This window comes from Nakamurella aerolata, from assembly GCF_013002705.1.
GTDB classification, from domain to species: domain Bacteria; phylum Actinomycetota; class Actinomycetes; order Mycobacteriales; family Nakamurellaceae; genus Nakamurella; species Nakamurella aerolata.
Genome location: NZ_JABEND010000003.1, coordinates 264,570 through 281,766 on the forward strand (window position 1 = coordinate 264,570; position 17,197 = coordinate 281,766).

At 71.0% G+C, this 17,197-nt stretch carries 14 protein-coding genes; 5 read left to right on the top strand and 9 right to left on the bottom strand.

Annotated elements, in window-relative coordinates; translation table 11 throughout:
- Nucleotides 1-242: 242 nt before the first annotated feature.
- Entirely contained in the window at nt 243-1,418 is a 1,176-nt protein-coding gene (locus HKD39_RS07275) for a glycine C-acetyltransferase (RefSeq protein WP_171199436.1), read from the bottom strand.
- A gap of 24 nt (nt 1,419-1,442) precedes the next feature.
- Nucleotides 1,443-2,468, bottom strand: coding sequence for an L-threonine 3-dehydrogenase (gene tdh, locus HKD39_RS07280; RefSeq protein WP_171199191.1), 1,026 nt, complete (start codon nt 2,466-2,468; stop codon nt 1,443-1,445).
- Nucleotides 2,469-2,789: 321 nt separating this feature from the next.
- Here tdh and dusB point away from each other — a divergent pair, with 321 nt between their 5' ends.
- The 4 genes from dusB (at nt 2,790) to phoU (ending at nt 8,757) form a co-directional block, all read left to right on the top strand.
- Entirely contained in the window at nt 2,790-3,905 is a 1,116-nt protein-coding gene (gene dusB, locus HKD39_RS07285; protein ID WP_212754258.1) for a tRNA dihydrouridine synthase DusB, read from the top strand.
- Nucleotides 3,906-3,908: 3 nt separating this feature from the next.
- Complete coding sequence (locus tag HKD39_RS07290) at nt 3,909-4,538, top strand: hypothetical protein (protein ID WP_171199193.1); 630 nt, start codon at nt 3,909-3,911, stop codon at nt 4,536-4,538.
- Nucleotides 4,539-4,727: 189 nt separating this feature from the next.
- Nucleotides 4,728-7,919: an LCP family glycopolymer transferase gene (locus HKD39_RS20400; RefSeq protein WP_171199194.1), complete on the top strand. Its 3,192-nt coding sequence runs from the start codon at nt 4,728-4,730 to the stop codon at nt 7,917-7,919.
- 160 nt (nt 7,920-8,079) lie between these two features.
- Nucleotides 8,080-8,757, top strand: a complete 678-nt coding sequence (gene phoU / locus HKD39_RS07300) for a phosphate signaling complex protein PhoU (RefSeq protein WP_171199195.1) — start codon at nt 8,080-8,082, stop codon at nt 8,755-8,757.
- 180 nt (nt 8,758-8,937) lie between these two features.
- Here the strand turns inward: phoU and pstB are convergent, their stop codons facing one another.
- From pstB to HKD39_RS07330, 7 genes are all read right to left on the bottom strand, one after another.
- Nucleotides 8,938-9,717 carry a phosphate ABC transporter ATP-binding protein PstB gene (gene pstB, locus HKD39_RS07305; protein ID WP_171199196.1) on the bottom strand — a complete coding sequence of 260 codons (780 nt, stop codon included), beginning with the start codon at nt 9,715-9,717 and terminating at the stop codon, nt 8,938-8,940.
- A gap of 129 nt (nt 9,718-9,846) precedes the next feature.
- Nucleotides 9,847-10,887: a phosphate ABC transporter permease PstA gene (gene pstA, locus HKD39_RS07310; protein ID WP_171199437.1), complete on the bottom strand. Its 1,041-nt coding sequence runs from the start codon at nt 10,885-10,887 to the stop codon at nt 9,847-9,849.
- A gap of 41 nt (nt 10,888-10,928) precedes the next feature.
- Nucleotides 10,929-11,948, bottom strand: coding sequence for a phosphate ABC transporter permease subunit PstC (gene pstC / locus HKD39_RS07315; RefSeq protein WP_343074647.1), 1,020 nt, complete (start codon nt 11,946-11,948; stop codon nt 10,929-10,931).
- Between the two features lie 618 nt (nt 11,949-12,566).
- Complete coding sequence (locus HKD39_RS18695; RefSeq protein WP_246232179.1) at nt 12,567-12,962, bottom strand: substrate-binding domain-containing protein; 396 nt, start codon at nt 12,960-12,962, stop codon at nt 12,567-12,569.
- The gene (locus HKD39_RS07320) at nt 12,850-13,926 is read right to left on the bottom strand and encodes a substrate-binding domain-containing protein (RefSeq protein ID WP_212754173.1); all 1,077 of its coding nucleotides are present in this window, start codon (nt 13,924-13,926) and stop codon (nt 12,850-12,852) included. Before HKD39_RS07320 ends, HKD39_RS18695 begins: the two co-directional genes overlap by 113 nt.
- A gap of 322 nt (nt 13,927-14,248) precedes the next feature.
- A complete protein-coding gene (locus tag HKD39_RS07325) occupies nt 14,249-15,349 on the bottom strand; it encodes a GNAT family N-acetyltransferase (protein WP_171199197.1) in 1,101 nt (366 codons plus the stop codon).
- On the bottom strand, nt 15,346-16,107 hold the full coding sequence (locus tag HKD39_RS07330; RefSeq protein WP_171199198.1) for a winged helix-turn-helix domain-containing protein: 762 nt from the start codon (nt 16,105-16,107) through the stop codon (nt 15,346-15,348). The genes HKD39_RS07325 and HKD39_RS07330 overlap by 4 nt, the downstream gene beginning before the upstream one ends.
- Nucleotides 16,108-16,309: 202 nt before the next feature.
- On the opposite strand from HKD39_RS07330, the gene HKD39_RS07335 reads away from it, so the two are divergent.
- The gene (locus tag HKD39_RS07335; protein ID WP_343074632.1) at nt 16,310-17,182 is read left to right on the top strand and encodes an alpha/beta hydrolase; all 873 of its coding nucleotides are present in this window, start codon (nt 16,310-16,312) and stop codon (nt 17,180-17,182) included.
- The last annotated feature ends 15 nt before the right edge of the window (nt 17,183-17,197 follow it).

A 17,197-nucleotide genomic window follows, 5' to 3' on the forward strand; every position in this document is an offset into this window, starting at 1 on the left:
TCTGATCGCCGAGTCAGTCTGAAACGGCTCAGGGGCCAGCACAAGACCCCAAGGTGAACATCAGGTGTCCCGCGACCCTTGTTGCCCCGTTCGCCCGGAAAATTCAATCTGTGGGATGACGGCGCCCGCGCTGCCGCGCGCTCCGTTGATCGCGCCGAGCGCCGGCGCCTCCGTCCGGGCGACGCAGCGGCGATCCGCGCATCCGGTGTCAGCGCCGCCCGTGTCAGCGCCCGGCCGGCGCGTCAGCCGCGGGCGCGCTCGAAGGCGGCGATCGCGGCCTGCAGGTCGTCCCTGGTGTGCGCCGCGGACATCTGGGTGCGGATACGGGCCTTGCCGCGCGGCACCACCGGGAACGAGAACGCCCGCACGTAGATGCCGTCCGCCAGCAGCCGGTCGGCCATGGCGGCGGCCTGCGCCGCGTCACCGATCATCACCGGGACGATCGGGTGGTCGGACTCCGGGATGTCGAAGCCGCGGGCCGTCATCTCAGCGCGGAAGAACGCGGTGTTGTCGCGCAGCCGGGCCAGCAGCTCGGCCGATTCGCCGAGCAGGTCGAGCGCGGCCACCGCCGCCGCGACGATCGGCGGTGCCACCGAGTTCGAGAACAGGTAGGGCCGCGAGCGCTGCCGCAGCATCTCGACGATCGGACCGCTGGCCGCGGTGTAGCCACCGGAAGCCCCGCCCAGCGCCTTGCCCAGCGTTCCGGTGACGATGTCCACCCGGTCCCGCACCCCGAACAGTTCCGGGGTGCCGGCGCCGTGCTCGCCGACGAAGCCGACGGCGTGCGAGTCGTCCACCATCACCAGCGCGCCGTACTCCTCGGCGAGCGCGCAGATCTCGTCGAGCGGGGCCAGGTAGCCGTCCATCGAGAAGACGCCGTCGGTGGCGATCATCGTGGTGCGGGCGCCCTTGGCGGCCTCCAGCTGGGCGCGCAGGTCGGCCATGTCGCGGTTGCGGTAGCGCAACCGCTGCGCCTTGCAGAGCCGGACGCCGTCGATGATCGATGCGTGGTTCAGCTCGTCGGAGATGATCGCGTCCTGCTGGCCCAGCAGGGTCTCGAACAGCCCGGCGTTGGCGTCGAAGCAGGAGCCGTACAGGATTGCCGCCGGCCGGCCGAGAAACTCGGCCAGCCGTCCCTCGAGCTCGGTGTGCAGATCGGTGGTGCCGCAGATGAATCGCACCGATGCCATACCGAAACCCCAGCGCTGCAACGCTTTCGACGCAGCATCGACCATCGCGGGATGGTCGGCCAGGCCCAGATAGTTGTTGGCGCACAGGTTGATCACCTCGCGGCCGGCGGGCACGTCGGGGTCGTCGACGGTGATGCGGCCGGCCTGCGGCGAGGTCAGCGGCTCCTCCACCTTGTACAGGCCCTCGTCCCGCAGCGTCTGCAGTTCGGCGGTCAACCGGGTGTTCAATGCGCTGTCCACGTCAGCCCTTTCCTATTGCCAGGTCATCACGACCTTGCCGGAATCGCCGTGCGCGGCGACGGCAAAGGCGTGCTCGTAGTCGGTGTAGGGGATCCGGTCGGTGATCACCCCGGAGATGTCGAGGCCCTGGCGCAGCAGCACGCTCATCGCGTACCAGGTCTCGAACATCTCCCTGCCGTAAATCCCTTTCAGGGTCAGCATTTTCAGCACAACCTGGGCCACGTCGATGCTGATCTCGGCGCTCGGCAAACCCAGCATGGCGACCCGGCCGCCGTGCGTCATGGCGTCCAGCATCTCGCGCAGGGCGGCGCCGCTGCCGCTCATCTCAAGGCCGACGTCGAAGCCCTCTGTCATCTCCAGCTCGTCGAAAAGCCGGCGCACCGCACCGGGTTCGGCGCGCACCGCCTTGGAGACGCCGAGGCCGCGGGCCAGCTCCAGCCGCCGCTCGGACAGGTCGGTGATCGCCACGTGCCTGGCGCCGGCATGCCGGGCCACCATCGCGGCCATGATGCCGATCGGTCCGGCACCGGTCACCAGCACGTCCTCGCCGAGGCACGGGAAGCTCAGCGCGGTGTGCACGGCGTTGCCGAACGGGTCGAAGATGGCCGCCACCGCTGGATCGAGCTGTTGCTTGTGCACCCAGGCGTTGCTGGCCGGCAACGCCACGTACTCGGCGAACGCGCCGTCCACCTGCACGCCGATGCCGCGGGTGTGCTGGCACAGGTGTCGGCGCCCGGCCCGGCAGTTGCGGCAGCGGCCGCACACCAGGTGTCCCTCGCCGGACACCGTGTCGCCCACCTTCACCTCGGTGACGGCGGAGCCCACCTGCACCACCTCGCCGGCGAACTCGTGCCCCACCACCAGCGGCGCGCGCACCGCGCCGGCCGCCCAGTCGTCCCAGGCCTTGATGTGCAGATCGGTGCCGCAGATGCCGGTGGCGGCCACCCGAACCAGCACGTCGCCGGCGCCAACGGCCGGCTCCGGAACGTCGGCGAGCTCCAGCCCGGGCTCGGGCCCACGCTTGATCAGCGCCTTCATCTGAGATTCACCCTTGAACACCTTCCGTCCGCTGCGGGCCGGCGGCAGCACGCCAACGACGTTCCGTCCGGCCACCGGCCTGATGCACGCTATCCCCCGCGCCGCAGGCCGCCGACCCTGGCCACGGCGTGGTCCGCGGCACCCGGCGGCGGCGGGATACTGGAGATCATGACCTCCACCCTGCCTGCCCCGGCCGCGCCGGCCGCACCCGTGGGTGACGCCGCCCCCGGGGGCACTGCCGCTGGGGGTACTGCCGCAGCCGGCGCCGGCGGCACGGTCCGGGTGGGCACCGACCGCCCGGCCGGCGCCGTCGCCGATCCGATGACGATCGGCCGGTACCAGGTCTGGCCGCCGGTGGAGCTGGCGCCGATGGCCGGCATCACCAACCGCAGCTTCCGCAAGCTGTGCCGCGAGTTCGGTGCCGGGCTGTACGTCTGCGAGATGGTCACCACCATGGCGCTGGTGGAGCGGAACCCGAAGACCATGGACATGGTGCGGTTCGGGCCACAGGAGTCGCCGCGCTCGCTGCAGCTGTACGGCGTCGACCCCGACGTGGTGCGGCGCAGCGTCGAGTTGATCGTCGAGGACGATCTGGCCGACCACATCGACCTGAACTTCGGCTGCCCGGTGCCGAAGGTGACCCGCCGCGGCGGCGGCAGCGCCCTGCCCTACAAGCGCAAGCTCTTCGAATCCATTGTCTCGCAAGCGGTTACCGCTGCCGCGCCGGCGAACATCCCGGTCACCGTGAAGATGCGGATCGGCATCGATCCCGAGCACATCACCTACCTGGACGCCGGCCGCATCGCCGAGGGCTGCGGTGCCGCGGCAGTGGCGCTGCACGGCCGCACCGCGCTGCAGCACTACTCCGGAACCGCCGACTGGTCGGCCATCGCGCGACTCAAGGAGACCGTCACCAGCGTGCCGGTGCTCGGCAACGGCGACATCTTCTCCGCGCAGGACGCGCTGAACATGATGGCGCGCACCGGATGTGACGGCGTGGTGGTCGGCCGCGGCTGCCAGGGCCGGCCGTGGCTGTTCGCCGAACTGGCCGCCGCCTTCGACGGCCGGCCCTCCCCCACCCCGCCGACGCTGCGCGAGGTCGCGGCCATCATGCGCCGGCACGCCGAGCTGCTCTGCGAGGAGTTGGGCCCGGCCCGCGGCATCCGCGATCTGCGCAAGCACATCTCTTGGTACCTGCGGGGTTTCGTCGTCGGGTCCACCGCTCGGCTCGACCTCGGCATGGTCGACTCGCTGGACGATCTTGACCGGATGATCGACCAGCTCGACCTCACCCAGCCCTACCCCACCGACGCCGAAGGGCCGCGCGGCCGGGCCGGCTCGCCGCAGTCGAAGGTGGCGCTGCCGCACGGCTGGTTGACCGACCCGGACGAGTTGGCCGTCCCGGAAGGCGCGGAGATCGGCACCAGCGGGGGCTGAGAGATGCCTTACCCCCGGCGCACCACTCGGATGGTCGCGCCCGCCGCCGCGCGCGGGTTGGGCGCCGGGTTGGCCGGTGCCGTGCTGCTGATCGGCCTGACGGCGTGCACCACCGGCGCGGCACCGCAGGAATCACGATCGGCCGTGGTCTCCGGCTCGTCGGCAGCGGGATCCGGCTCGCCGGCAGCGGGATCCGGCTCGCCGGCAGCGGGTTCCGCTCCGGGCTCGGCGCCGGGCAGCCGTGGCGCCATCCACGTGTCCGGCGCCGCTGCCGCCGTGCCGCCGACGGTGACGCAGGCCATCACGGCGTCCGTCGAGCAGGTCAACGCCACCGCGGGAGGCGACCCGGCCGAGCAGCGAAAGGTACTGCTGCAAACAGTTGATCCGGCCCAGCGGGACACTCAGCAGTCCTGTGCGCAGGCCAGCACCACGGTAGAATTCCAGCCGGCTTGGGAGGGTCTGCGGGCCGACCCGACCGGTGCCGAGGGGGCATTCCTGCTGCCGACGTTGGTCCGCGTTCATCGCGGTGGCCGAATCACAAGCAACGATCTGACCACCTTGCGCGTCTTGGTCACAGCGGAGGCGTCTGCGTCGGGGATGACGGCATGGCTGCCAGCCCTGTGTGTGCGGTAACGCCGGTACGGGCAGACCCCTCCTGCCGGTGTCGGCGGTGGGCCAGGGGGCCGTGGTCGGCGGGCCGCATTGTCCGGGCGCGGTCCACAACGGCGCCTCGTACCATCGGGAGCGTCGCCAGCGGGCTCCCGGCCGCCGGCAGTTTTTCCGTGTCCGAAGGCCGGGCACGGTGAGCGATGAGGAGACCGCGTGAGCCAGTCGTCCGGCGACGCACGCGACGGCCGCGACCGGACCGGCACCGGCCGGGACGCGGAGGGCTCCGCACCGTGGGAACGGCCAGGCCGCTGGAACCGGCGCCGGCTGGACGCCACCAGGGTCGACGATCTGCTGGCCAGGCTCGGTAACGACGACGAAGGCTCCGGCCGCCGGCGCCGCCGCGGCCAGGCCGCCGGGCAACAACAGCCCAGCGAGGACGTCGGGGTGGTTCCGGGATTCGCCGGTGGGCCACGCCAGGACGACGAGCCGCAGCCCGACACCCGCATCCCGGCCCGCGAGCTGATCGCCGCCCTGCAGGCGGGCAATGCCTCACCGGACAACGCCGAGTCGGGCGATGCCGACCGGCCCGAACACGATCCGGCCGCCTCCGGCGAACCTGCCGCCGGGCCGAGTGACACCGCCGGGCCGAGTGACACCGCGGTACCTAGTGACACTGCGGTACCTAGTGACACTGCGGAACCGAGCGACACCGAGCCGGGCGACACCGCGACGTCCGGAGTCACCCCGGGTTCGGGTGACAGTGCGGACGAGCAGCGCCGCCGAGCCGCCGCCACCGAGGACGCCGCCGTCGCCTGGGCCACCGCGCTGGCCGACAGCCGGAACCAGCAGCCGCAGCTCGGTCGGTACGACGCACCGGCTGCCGGCCACCCGCTCGGCGACGCCGCCACCCGCGCCGCGACGCCGGCCGGCCCGGCCTTCGACGCGTCCGCCCCGCACTGGGTGACCGCGGCCCCGTACGACGGCGCCGACGATCTCACCCGCGAGCTGCCGCGCATCGACACCGAAGACGTCGCCACCATCCTGCAGTCGCTGAACCGCGACGTGGGCTGGCCGACGGCCGACACCAAGTTTTCGCACAGCACCCCGGCGGCCCCCCGGGACGAGGCGGCCGACCGCGAGCCCACCGCCCCCGGCGCCGATGACGCGCCCACCACGCTGCTCGCCGCAACGCCGGCCGCCGAACGTGGTGCCGCCGCCCCGTCCACCGCCGACACTTCGGAGCCCACCTCCGACTCGTCCGGCACGCCGGAATCGGACCGGGCGCAGTCGGGACCGGCCGGAACCGCCGACCGGGCTGACTCCGACCAGGAACCGCGTCCGGCAGCCGCCGCAGCGCTGGGCGGGAACGCAGCAGCAACGGCAACGGCAGGGGCCGCCGCGGCGGGGGCAACGGCAACACCGGCGGCAGCGTCCGCCGGCACCGCAGCATCCAATGACGCGGCAGCGCCCGGCAGCACCGCAGCGTCCGACAGCACCGCAGCGTCCGCCGGCACCGCAGCGTCCAGCGACGCCGCAGCGTCCGGCGGCAGCGCATCATCCAATGGCACCGAATCACCGCCACCCCCACCGCGCAGGCCACCGGCGCGCGGCGGCACCGGCGGGCACCGCGGCTGGGTCGCCACCGTGCGGTCGGTGGTCGCGCTGGTCGCGGTGATGGTGCTGGTGGTGAGCGGCGTCTACTGGAACATCAAGCGCAGCGCCCAGGCCGAGATCGACAACCACTCGGTGCCGCTGCCGGACGACGCCGACGTCTCCGCCCCGGTGAACCCCACCAACCCGACGCGAACCGGCAGCAACGACAACAACAATCCGGTTCCGGCCGCCGGTGAGGCCCCCAAGATGTACCCGCCGGAGAACATTCTGCTGATGGGGTCGGACACCCGTTCCGGCGCCAACGGCAACGCCGGCAACACCGGCTCGGGCACCAGCGACTCCGCACAGTCGGACACCCTGATGATCGCGCACATCTCCGGCGACCGGCAGCGGGTGACCATCGTCAGCATCCCCCGCGATCTCAGGGTGCAGAGGGTCGATTGCCGACTGTGGGACGCCGGCACCGGCAAGCTCAGCGACGAGTGGGAACGCGTCAGCAAGGGCGCCACCGGCAAGATCACCAACGCCTACTCGGTCGGCGGCCCGACCTGCACCACCGCCTTCGTGCAGAAGCTGACCGGGCTGAACATCGACAGGGTCATCTCCATCGATTTCGAAGGCTTCAAGACGATGGTGAACGCCCTTGACGGCATCAACGTCAACATCTGCAAGCCGATCAACGACCGCGAACTGCAGTGGATCGTCAAGGAGTCCGGCCCCAACATCCCGATCAGCGGCGAGCAGGCGCTGAGCCTGGTGCGGGCCCGCAAGGTGATCGGCGACCCCAGCGGCGACATCGGTCGGATCCGGCGGCAGCAGGTGGTGCTGTCCACCATGCTGCGCAAGGCCACCAGCGCCGGAACGCTCACCGACCCCGGCAAGCTCAACAACTTCTTGACGGCATTCGCCAAGTCGACCAACACCGCCAACGTCAACATCGACACCCTGGTGCAACTGCGCAAGCAACTCGGCGACCTGACGCCCGGCAAGATCACCTTCTACACGCTGCCGACGCGTCCCGACCCGAACAACCCCGAGGAATACCGGATCGCCGACAAGACCGCGAGCGCGGTCTGGGAGGCGCTGCGCAACGACACCCCGCTGCCGGGCCAAACCGGCGGCCCGGCAGCGCCCAGCAGTACCGCACCCGCCGGTTCGGCCGGCGGCACCGGGTCGACGGCCGCCACCAGCTCGGCACCGGCGTCCAGCTCGGCATCGGCGTCCCGCAGCTCGGCGGCCTCCACCACCACGTCGAGCGCCGCGCCGCAAACGGTTGTCGGCGATCTGGCGTCGATCAATCTGAAGGTCTACAACGTGGCCGGCACCGGTGGGATCGCCGGCGAGGTCCGCGATCAGTTGGCATCGTCCGGGTTCGACGTGCCCGACTCGGCGCTGGTCAGGGACGACAACGCCACCCAGTCGTCGGTGCAGGTGCTCTACGGCCCCGGGCACCGCGCGCAGGCGGCGGCGGTGGCGGCGGCCGTGCCCCAGGCCACCCTGAAACAGCGCCAGGACCTCGGCGACGAGGTGCGGTTGCTGGTGGGCAGCGGGTGGGACGGCACCATCGAGCGGGTGCGGCCCGGCCAGACCCTGCCGTCCCGGCTGCAGACCACGGCGCCGCGCAGCGCCGCGGCGACCTCGGCCACCTCGGCTGCGGAATCGTCGACCAGCGGGACCGGCTCCACCGGCGCAGCGAAGGCCACCACCAGCTCGAAGCCGAGCAGCACCGTCACCATCAAGAGCTCGGACATCGCCTCGGTGAACGCCGCCGAAACCACCGACTGCGCTTAGCAAACGACGCCGCACGCGGGCGGACACCACCTGTCGACCACCCGGACCAGGTTCCGAAACCGGCGCTGAACTGGAAGCTTGGCGCGCGGTCCATACGGTGTTCACGGCGCGTTCATCCGGCGACTCGGCCGCACGGGTGACGACCGCCTAGGCTGGTGCCATGCGTCAGGCCTACCAGATCCAGCTCGCCGATCTCGGCGACCATGGCGCCCGCATGTGCGATGTCGCGTCGACCGCCATGCGTGATGCCTCCACCGCGTTGTTCAACGCCGACCTCACCCTTGCCGAGCAGGTGATCGGCATGGACGTGCAGTTGGACGAGATGCGAGCCTCAGCCGAGACTTCCGCCCTTGAGCTGCTGGCGCTGCAATCTCCGGTGGCTTCGGATCTGCGCGCGGTGGTCGCCGCCATCTGGATCGTCGCCGACCTGCAGCGGATGGGCACCCTGGCCATCCACGTCGCCAAGGCCGCAAGGCGCCGGCACCCGAGAACCGTTGTGCCGGCGGAGATCAAGCCGATCTTCGAGCGGATGAGTTCGGTGGCGCTGCACCTTTCCGGCCGGGCCGCCGAGGTGCTGCGCACCCGCGACCTCGACATCGCCGGTGGCATGAACGCCGAGGACGACCTGATGGACGACCTGCACGGCCAGATGTTCGCCGCGCTGATGAGCCCGAGCTGGTCGCACGGCGTCCCCGCGGCCGTCGACCTTGCGCTGCTCGGCCGCTTCTACGAGCGCTACGCCGACCACGCCGTCGCCGTCGCCCGCCGGGTCACCTTCCTGGTCACCGGCGAGAACGTCGGCGGCGACACCACGGTGCTGCTCAGCCCGCCCGAGTAAACCGGAGCCTCCCGCCCCTCCCGCCGGCGGCTGCGTCAACGTCAGTTGCGTCAGTTGCCAGTTGCGTCAGGTGCCAATGCTGCCGGTAACCTACGGCCGCCCACTCCCCCGACACAGGAAGTGGGCGGCCGAGTCTTGTTGCCGCGCAGGACGTATCAGATTTTTCAGCGCTGAGCTGGCTCAGCCGAACCGACCGGAAATGTAGTCCTCGGTGGCCTTCTGCGACGGGTTCGAGAAGATCTTGCTGGTCTCGTCGTACTCGATGAGCTTGCCCGGCTGGCCGACCCCGGCGAGGTTGAAGAACGCGGTGCGGTCGCTGACCCGCGCCGCCTGCTGCATGTTGTGGGTGACGATGACGATGGTGTAGCGGGTCTTCAACTCGCTGATCAGGTCTTCGATCGCCAGGGTGGAGATCGGGTCGAGGGCCGAGCACGGCTCGTCCATCAGCAGCACCTCGGGCTCGACGGCGATGGCCCTGGCGATGCACAACCGCTGCTGCTGACCACCGGACAGCCCGGCGCCGGGCTTGCCCAGCCGGTTCTTGACCTCCTCCCAGAGGTTGGCGCCGCGCAGCGAGCGCTCGACAATGTCGTCGAGTTCCTTCTTGCCCTTGCGGCTGCCGGCGATCTTGTAGCCGGCGATCACGTTGTCGTAGATCGACATGGTGGGGAACGGGTTCGCCTTCTGGAACACCATCCCGACGGTGCGGCGCACGTTCACCGGGTCGATGCCGGGGCCGTACAGGTCTTCACCGTCCAGCATCACCTTGCCGGTGACCCGGCCGCCGGGGATCACCTCGTGCATCCGGTTCAGGGTGCGCAGGAAGGTGGACTTGCCGCAGCCGCTGGGTCCGATGAAGGCGGTGACGGTGAGCGGGGCGATCTTGATGGACGCGCCCTCCACCGCCAGGAAGTCGCCGTAGTAGACGTTCAGGTCGTCGACGTCGATGCGTTTGGCCACTGGGGTTTCCTTCGTATGGTTGAAAAAGCTATGTAGTTCTCGTCGGGAGCAACAACGGGACCTGGCGGGCGATTCCGCCGGCGGCTGCGGCGGGCGGTGCCGCCGGCGGTTCCATCCGGACCGATCCGGTCAGCCGCGCTTGGGCTGGGCCAGCCGGGCCAGCAGTCGGGCGATGACGTTGAGCAGCAACACCAACAGCACAAGGGTGAGCGCCGCGCCCCAGGCCCGGCCGTCGGTGAACTCACCGGAGTTGCCGGTGCGCTTGCCGAGCTGGTCCCACACCATCATCGGCAGCGTGCCCTGGTCGCCGGAGAACGGATTGAAGTTGATCCGGTCCGCGTAGCCGACCAGCAGGATCAGCGGGGCGGTCTCGCCGGCGACGCGGGCGATGGCCAGCAGCGCCGAAGTGATCAGACCCGACATCGCCGTCGGCAGCACGATTTTGGTGATGGTGCGCCACTTCGGCACGCCGAGCGCAAGGCTGGCGTCGCGCAGGTCGCGCGGGACCAGCCTGAGCATCTCCTCCGAGCTGCGCACCGCCACCGGAATCATCAGGATCGCCAGCGCCAGCGAACCGGCGAACCCGAACGGGCGGGCGCCGGTGCCGAGCAGCAGGAAGGTGTAGACGAACAGGCCGGCGACGATGGACGGAACACCCGTCATCACGTCGACGAAGAACGTGACGGCCCTGGCGAACGCGCCCTTGCCGTACTCGACGAGGTAGATGGCGGTGAAGATGCCGACCGGCAGGGCGATCACCGCAGCCAGCGCCACCTGCTCGAGGGTGCCGACCAACGCGTGGTAGATGCCGCCGCCGGGCTGGTCGGGCCCGACGCCGGCCATCGAGTGGCTGAAGAAGTTGGCGGACAACGCCGGCCAGCCGCGCTGCACGATGTACACCAGGATCAGCACCAGTGGCACCACCGCCGCCACGAAGCAGGCGTAGATCAGCGTCGAGGCCAGCCGGTCCTTGGCCCGGCGCCGGCCTTCGACCGAGAACGACCAGCCGGTCAGCACGATGACGAACAGCACCGCGGCCGCCACCACCGTCGTGGACCAGCCCGACCAACTCAGCAGGTACTTGAAGCCGATGGCCAGCGCGATCCCGACGATCGCGGTGAGCGGCACCGCGAACTTGGGCAGCCTGGCACCGACCAGTTGCGAACGCATCGCCGACGGCTTGGCCTTGGGGGCGGTTTGAAGGTTGGTGCTCACGCCACGAAGTCCTTCTTCTTGGCGATCACGGCCCGCGCGATCGAGTTGACGATCAAGGTGATGACGAACAGGAACAGACCGGCGGCGATCAGCGCCGGGATGCCGAGCGGGCTGGACGACGCCTCACCGAACTTGAGCGCGATGGTCGAGGCGAAGGTGTCGCCGCCCGGCTCCAGTAGGTGCCAGGAGATGGCGAAGCCGGAGGAGAGCACCAGCGCCACCGCGATGGTCTCGCCGAGCGCCCGGCCGAGGCCGAGCATCGCGGCCGAGATCATCCCGGCCCGGCCGAACGGCAGCACCGCTGTGCGAATGGTCTCCCACTTGGTGGCGCCCAGCGCCCAGGCCGCGTCGATGGTTTCCCGCGGGGTCTGCAGGAACACCTCGCGGCAGACGGCCGACACCACCGGCAGGATCATCACCGCAAGCACGATGCCGGCGATCAGCAGGCTCTGCCCGAAGTCGCTGGCCTGGGTGGCGTCCGGATAGCCGAACAGGTACGTCCAGCCGAAGTACTGGTTGAGCCAGGATTGGAAGCCCTGGGTCTTCGGCACCAGGAAGTAAAGGCCCCACATGCCGAACACCAGCGACGGCACCGCGGCCAGCAGATCGACGATGGCGCCGAGCACGGTGGCGACCCGGCGCGGGGCGTAGTGCGAGATGAACAGCGCGATGCCGATCGCGATCGGCACCCCGACCAGCATGGCGATCACCGACGACACCACGGTGCCGAACAGCAGCGCCGCGATGCCGAACATCGGCGGATCGCTTTGCGGGCGCCAGGCTTGCGTGGTGAACAGGTTGCCGACGTTCTCGCCGCCCGGCTTGATCGCCGGCCACGCCTTCCAGATCAGGAACACCGCGATGGCCGCCATCACCACCAGCAGCAGACCGCCGGCGCCGGCTGCGAGGCCCTTGAAGATGCGGTCGCCGAGCCGGACCGCGCTGCCGGAGATCTCCGACTCGCTCGGCCCCGACGCGCCGGACGAGCGCTTGGGCTGGGGAGGGACGGGTCCCATCGGTCCGCCCGCCGCCGCCTCGGCGAAGATCTCTTCGTCATCGGGGACGGCGCGGGGCGCAGTGGAGTCGGGCGTCCGGGTGTCGGCAGCACCGGCGTCCGGAGCGGAGTGCGCACCGTCCGACCTCGCGTTCGCGGCCAGCCGCGAGGCCATCGCGTCGGTGGCGTCGGTGGCGTGCTCGGAGGCGGCCTTGTGCAGTTGGTCGCCGGTATCGGGTCGGTGCGGCGCGGTGCCGTCGCCGCCGTCGTTGTTGTCGCGGTCGCCGGGGGCGGACGCGGAGGTCATCGGGCTTCCGCCAGGTGAACTGGGCATGTCCCCTCACTGAAGGTCATCGGTCCATCTTTCCGCCGGCCGACCGAACCGGCATGTTGCGCCTGCCGTCACCGGGCCTATTCGACCAGCCCATGACGACGATCACCACCCCCGGCGGGACCGGTCTCGGTCCCGCCGGGGCAGCGACGGATGCGCACCGGCCGCGGGACGGCGATTGCCTCGCCACCCGCGGCCGGCCATGCGTGCTACTCGGTACTGCATCTACTGCTTGCCATGCTGTGTTGCTTGTTGTTGCTGTCTTGCTGTTGTTGCTGGTCTTGCTGTGTTGCTGAGACTGCGGTGGTGTCAGCTCAGGCCCTTGACGACTTCGACCACCTTGGTCTGGATCTCGGCCGGCAGCGGGGCGGCGCCCAGCTTCTCCAACTCGGCCTGGCCGTCGGTGGCGGCGTAGCCGAGGAAGCTCTTCAGCGCGGCGGCCTTGTCCCCGTTACCGGCGGAGCAGACGATCTCGTAGGTCACCAGCAGGATCGGGTAGGCACCCGGCTCCTTGGTGGCGTAGTCCAGCTTCAGGCTCAGATCCTTGCCCTTGCCGACGATATCGGCGGCGGCGACGGCCTTGCCGGCGGACTCACCGGTCAGCTCGACCGGCCCGCCGCCGTTGTCGATGGCGGCCATCTTCAGGTTGCCGGCGGTGGCGTAGCCCCACTCGACGTAGCCGATGGAGTTGGCAGTGGAGCCCAATGCCTTCTGCACACCGTCGGAGCCCTGGGCGCCCTGGCCGCCGGGAGCGGTCCAGGCCTTGCCCCCCCTCGAAGTCCCACTTGCCGGCGGCGGCCAGGTACTTGGTGAAGTTGTCGGTGGTACCGGAGTCCTCCGAGCGGTGCACCGTCTTGATCAGCGCGTCCGGCAGGTTGACGCCGGAGTTGACCTCGGCGATCTTCGGGTCGTTCCACTTCTTGATCTCGCCGCCGAAGATGCCGGAGAGCACCGCGGGGGTGAGGGTCAGCTTGTCGACGCCGTCGACGTTGAACGCCACCGCGATCGGGCCGGTCACCATCGGCAGGTCGATGGCGTCGTTGCCCTGGCAACGCTTCGTCTTGGCCTCGGCCATCTCGTCTTCCTTCAGCGCCGAGTCGGAGCCGCCGAAGTCGGTCTGGTTGGCGATGAAGTCGCTGACGCCCTTGCCGGAGCCGCCGCCACCGTACGGGTTGATCTTGGAGCCGCACTTGGTGTTGTAGGCGTCGATCCAGGCGCCGATGGCCTTGCCCTGCGCGGTGGAGCCCGACGAGCGCAGCGCGGCGCTGGACTCACAGGTGAAGCCGGCGGCGTCGAAGCTGGCAGCGGCGCCACCGGGCGCGGCCGACGAGCCGGCGCCGGACGAGTCGGCACCACCCGCGGCGGACGAGCCGGCACCACCCGCGGCGGACGAGCCGGCGTCACTGGAACCGGCGGCACCGCCGGCGGCCGAGCTGTCGGCGGAACCCGACGCACCGGCGGCACCGGAATCGCTGGCGCTGGCATCGGCGCCACCCGCGGTGGCCGGGCTGGACGCCCCTGCGTCGCCACCAGTGGTGCCGGAGTCGGTCTGGCTGGTCGCACTTGAGGTGCTGCCGGAGCCCGAGTTGTCGTCCGAGCCACAGGCGGTCAAAACCAAAGCTGCAGCGGCGGTTACGGCCACCAGGCCGCCCATTCGCGTGATCTTCACGCTGGTTCCTCCATGGGTTCTGCGATGACCGCGCGGATCCCGCGGCGGCCGGGCCGCATCACGCAGCCCGATGTCGGACGGTAGGTGCCCTGGGTGGCCGGTTGGACCCACGCAGGTGAACGAGAGGTGAACCATGCCGCCCGGCGACTGTCGGCTGCGACACAGTCCTGACGTGTCACTCACCGGTCCGGGCCTGCGGGGATGCGCGATCGTGGCAGCGAACGTCCTGGCCCGAACTCTACTCCCGGCCTAACGTTGCGCCAACAATTTGTTCGAACAAGAAGCGGGTCAACCGGCCATCGCGATCAACTGGACAGCGCGGTCAACCGGACAATCCGGGAGCGGCTCCGGCGTCAGGGGCGTAGACCACGTCGGTGCCGACGGTGTCGAAACCGAGCTTGCGGTACAGCCGCAGGGCCGGCGCGTTGTCGCCCTCGACGTACAGGATCGCCCGCTGCGCGCCGCGCCTGGCCAGATGCACCAGCCCGGTGACGGTCAGCGGGGTACCGAGGCCACGCACCGTCGACTGCGGGTCGACGCCGAGCACGTACACCTCGCCGACCGGCTCTGACTCCGGTTCGCGGTGCAGCTTGGTCCAGTGGAAGCCGAGCACCCTGCCGCCCGAGCCGGCCGTCCCACCCGACCAGGCCGTCCCACTCGGGCCGGCCTTCCCGTCCGGACCGGACTTCCCATCGGGGCCGGCGCCGGTGTCGGAAGCAACGGCGAGGAAGAAGCCGGCAGGGTCGAACCAGTCCTGCGCCATCTCGGTGGCGAGCCCGGCCGCGTCCAGCCGGCCCTGTTCCGGATGCCAGGCGAACGCCCTGCCGTTCACGGCGAGGAAATGCTCGTCGTCGACGCCGGGCTGGAAGGTACGCACCGCGACCCCGTCCGGCCACTGCGCCCTGGCCAGCTCCGGCGGCAGCGGCAGCTCGCGGCCCAGCTGCAGCAACGTGCGCACCGGATGCAGGCCCTGCGCGGCGGCCAAGCTCCTGGCAGCGGGCAGATCGCCGTGCGCCCAGACCTTTCCGGCCCTGTCGATGCCGGCACGCAGCAATGCGCCGCCGTGGCCCCGGCGGCGAAAGTCGGGGTGTACCACCAACTCTGCCGGATCGCCGGCAGGAGCGGCCACCGCACCGACCAGCCGACCGCCTTCGCCGGCGACGCGGCGGTTCCCCGCCTCAACGTCTCCGGAATCGGCGTCCCTAGCCCCGGCGTCCCCGGCGGTCCCACCATCGGCGTCCCCGGCGTCATGGAGAGTCAGAACGTCAACGGCCGCAAGGTTTTCCAGCACGTGCCCGCCGAACGCCGGCACCCCGTCCTGCTGGGCGGCGGCCCGCACCAGCGAGGCGATCGCCTGCTGTTCTGCGGTGTCGGGTCGGTGCCAGCGTGGCTGTCCGGCGGCGGCTCGCGGGCTGCTGCTCATGCCGGATGCGTTGCGCCGGAAGGAGTCTGCTCGGGCCAGACAATGCGCTCCGGTCGCTGGTGCGCCCCGGCCGGGTCGCGCTCGGCCGGCTCCCGCGAGCGCGGCGGCGGCACCATCTTGTAACCGACGTTGCGCACGGTGCCGATCAGCGACTCGTACTCGGCGCCGAGCTTGGCGCGCAGCCGCCGCACGTGCACGTCGACGGTGCGGGTACCGCCGAAGAAGTCGTAGCCCCACACCTCGGTCACCAACTGCTCGCGGGTGAACACCCGGCCGGGGTGCTGCGCCAGGAACTTCAGCAGCTCGAACTCCTTGTAGGTCAACTCAAGCACCCGCCCGCGCAGCCGGGCCGTGTAGGTGTCCTCGTCGATGGTGAGGTCGCCGAGGCTGGTCATCCCGGCGTTGCCGGGGGCCGCGCTGCGCGCCGCCAACAGCCGCAGCCGGGCGTTCACCTCGGCCGGGCCGGCGTCGGCCAGCACCACGTCGGCGACCCCCCACTCCGGGCCGATCGCGACCATGCCGCCCTCGGTGACCACCGCGAGCACCGGCACCGCCAACCCGTCGGCGCCGAGCAGCCGGCACAGCGAGCGGGCAGCGGCGAGGTTGTTGCGGGCGTCCACCAGCACCAGGTCGTAAGGGCCCGACGTCACCAACGCCGAGGCCTCGAACGCGCCGGTGCGCACCGCGATGGGCAGCAGGTCGACCGCGGGGAGCACGGCCGTCGGGTCGGTGGCGCTGGTCAGCAACAGCAGATCCACGGCGCCACCACCTCTCCTGCCTTCCCGGCGAACCGCGCGGCCCAGCAGGCTGGACCGGCCGGGCCGGCTGACCACGATCCTATCGATCACGGCTGCATCGCCGGGCGGCCGCGACGCCGGCCCGGCCCCCGCGCCCCGGGTGCGAACCGCGGCTGGCGGCCCTGGGCCGGACCGCGCATATCGCCGGGTGCACAATCGCCGGGTGCCCGCATTGTCCACGCTGACCGCCGCGTTGCGCCGGCCGCTGGCCGGGCGCTGGGGCCGACCACCGCGCCGGGACAGCGGTCTGCTGCCCGGCACGCCGGTACACCTCACCACCAGCGACGACGTCGACCTCGCCGGGGTGTGGGTGCCCGGCCCGCCGGGACTCACGCTGGTGGTCTCGCACGGCATGGCGCACTCCATCGAGCAGCCGGCCACCCGCAGGGTGATCGACGGCTTCGCCAGGCACGGCTCGGTGCTGGCCGTCGACTTCCGCGGCCACGGCGGGTCGGGCGGACGCTCCAGCGTCGGCCGGGACGAGCCACTCGACACCGATGCGGCCGTCGCGCTGGCCCGATCCCGCAGCGCCGATCCCGTTGTGCTCGTTGGCTTTTCGATGGGCGGAGCGGTCGCGTTGATCCAGGCGGTGCTGGGTGAGCACCGGCCGGACGCGGTGGTCGCGGTGTCGCCGCCGTCCCGCTGGTTCATCCGGCAGTCACCCGCGATGCGGCGGGTGCATTGGATTCTTGAGCACCCGCTCGGCCCGCTCGCCGCCCGCTGGATCGGGCTGCGGTTGAGCGGGCCGTGGCGACAGGTGCCGCCGTCGCCGCTCGAGGTGATCGGCAGCATCGCGGTGCCGGTGCTGCTGGTGCAGGGCGACGCCGACGACTACTTCACCCCGGACGACGGGCGGCTGCTGGCCACCGCGGCGGGCGGCCGCGCCGAGCTGTGGGTGGAGCCGCGGATGCGTCATGCCGAGGCCGGCACCTCAGCCGCACTCATCGATCGCATCGCCCGCTGGGCCGCCGACGCCACAGCTGGGCAGCAGGCGCCACCGCCCGCCCAGGGCCGCGCTGGGCGTTGCCGCAATTGACCGAATGACGTTTCC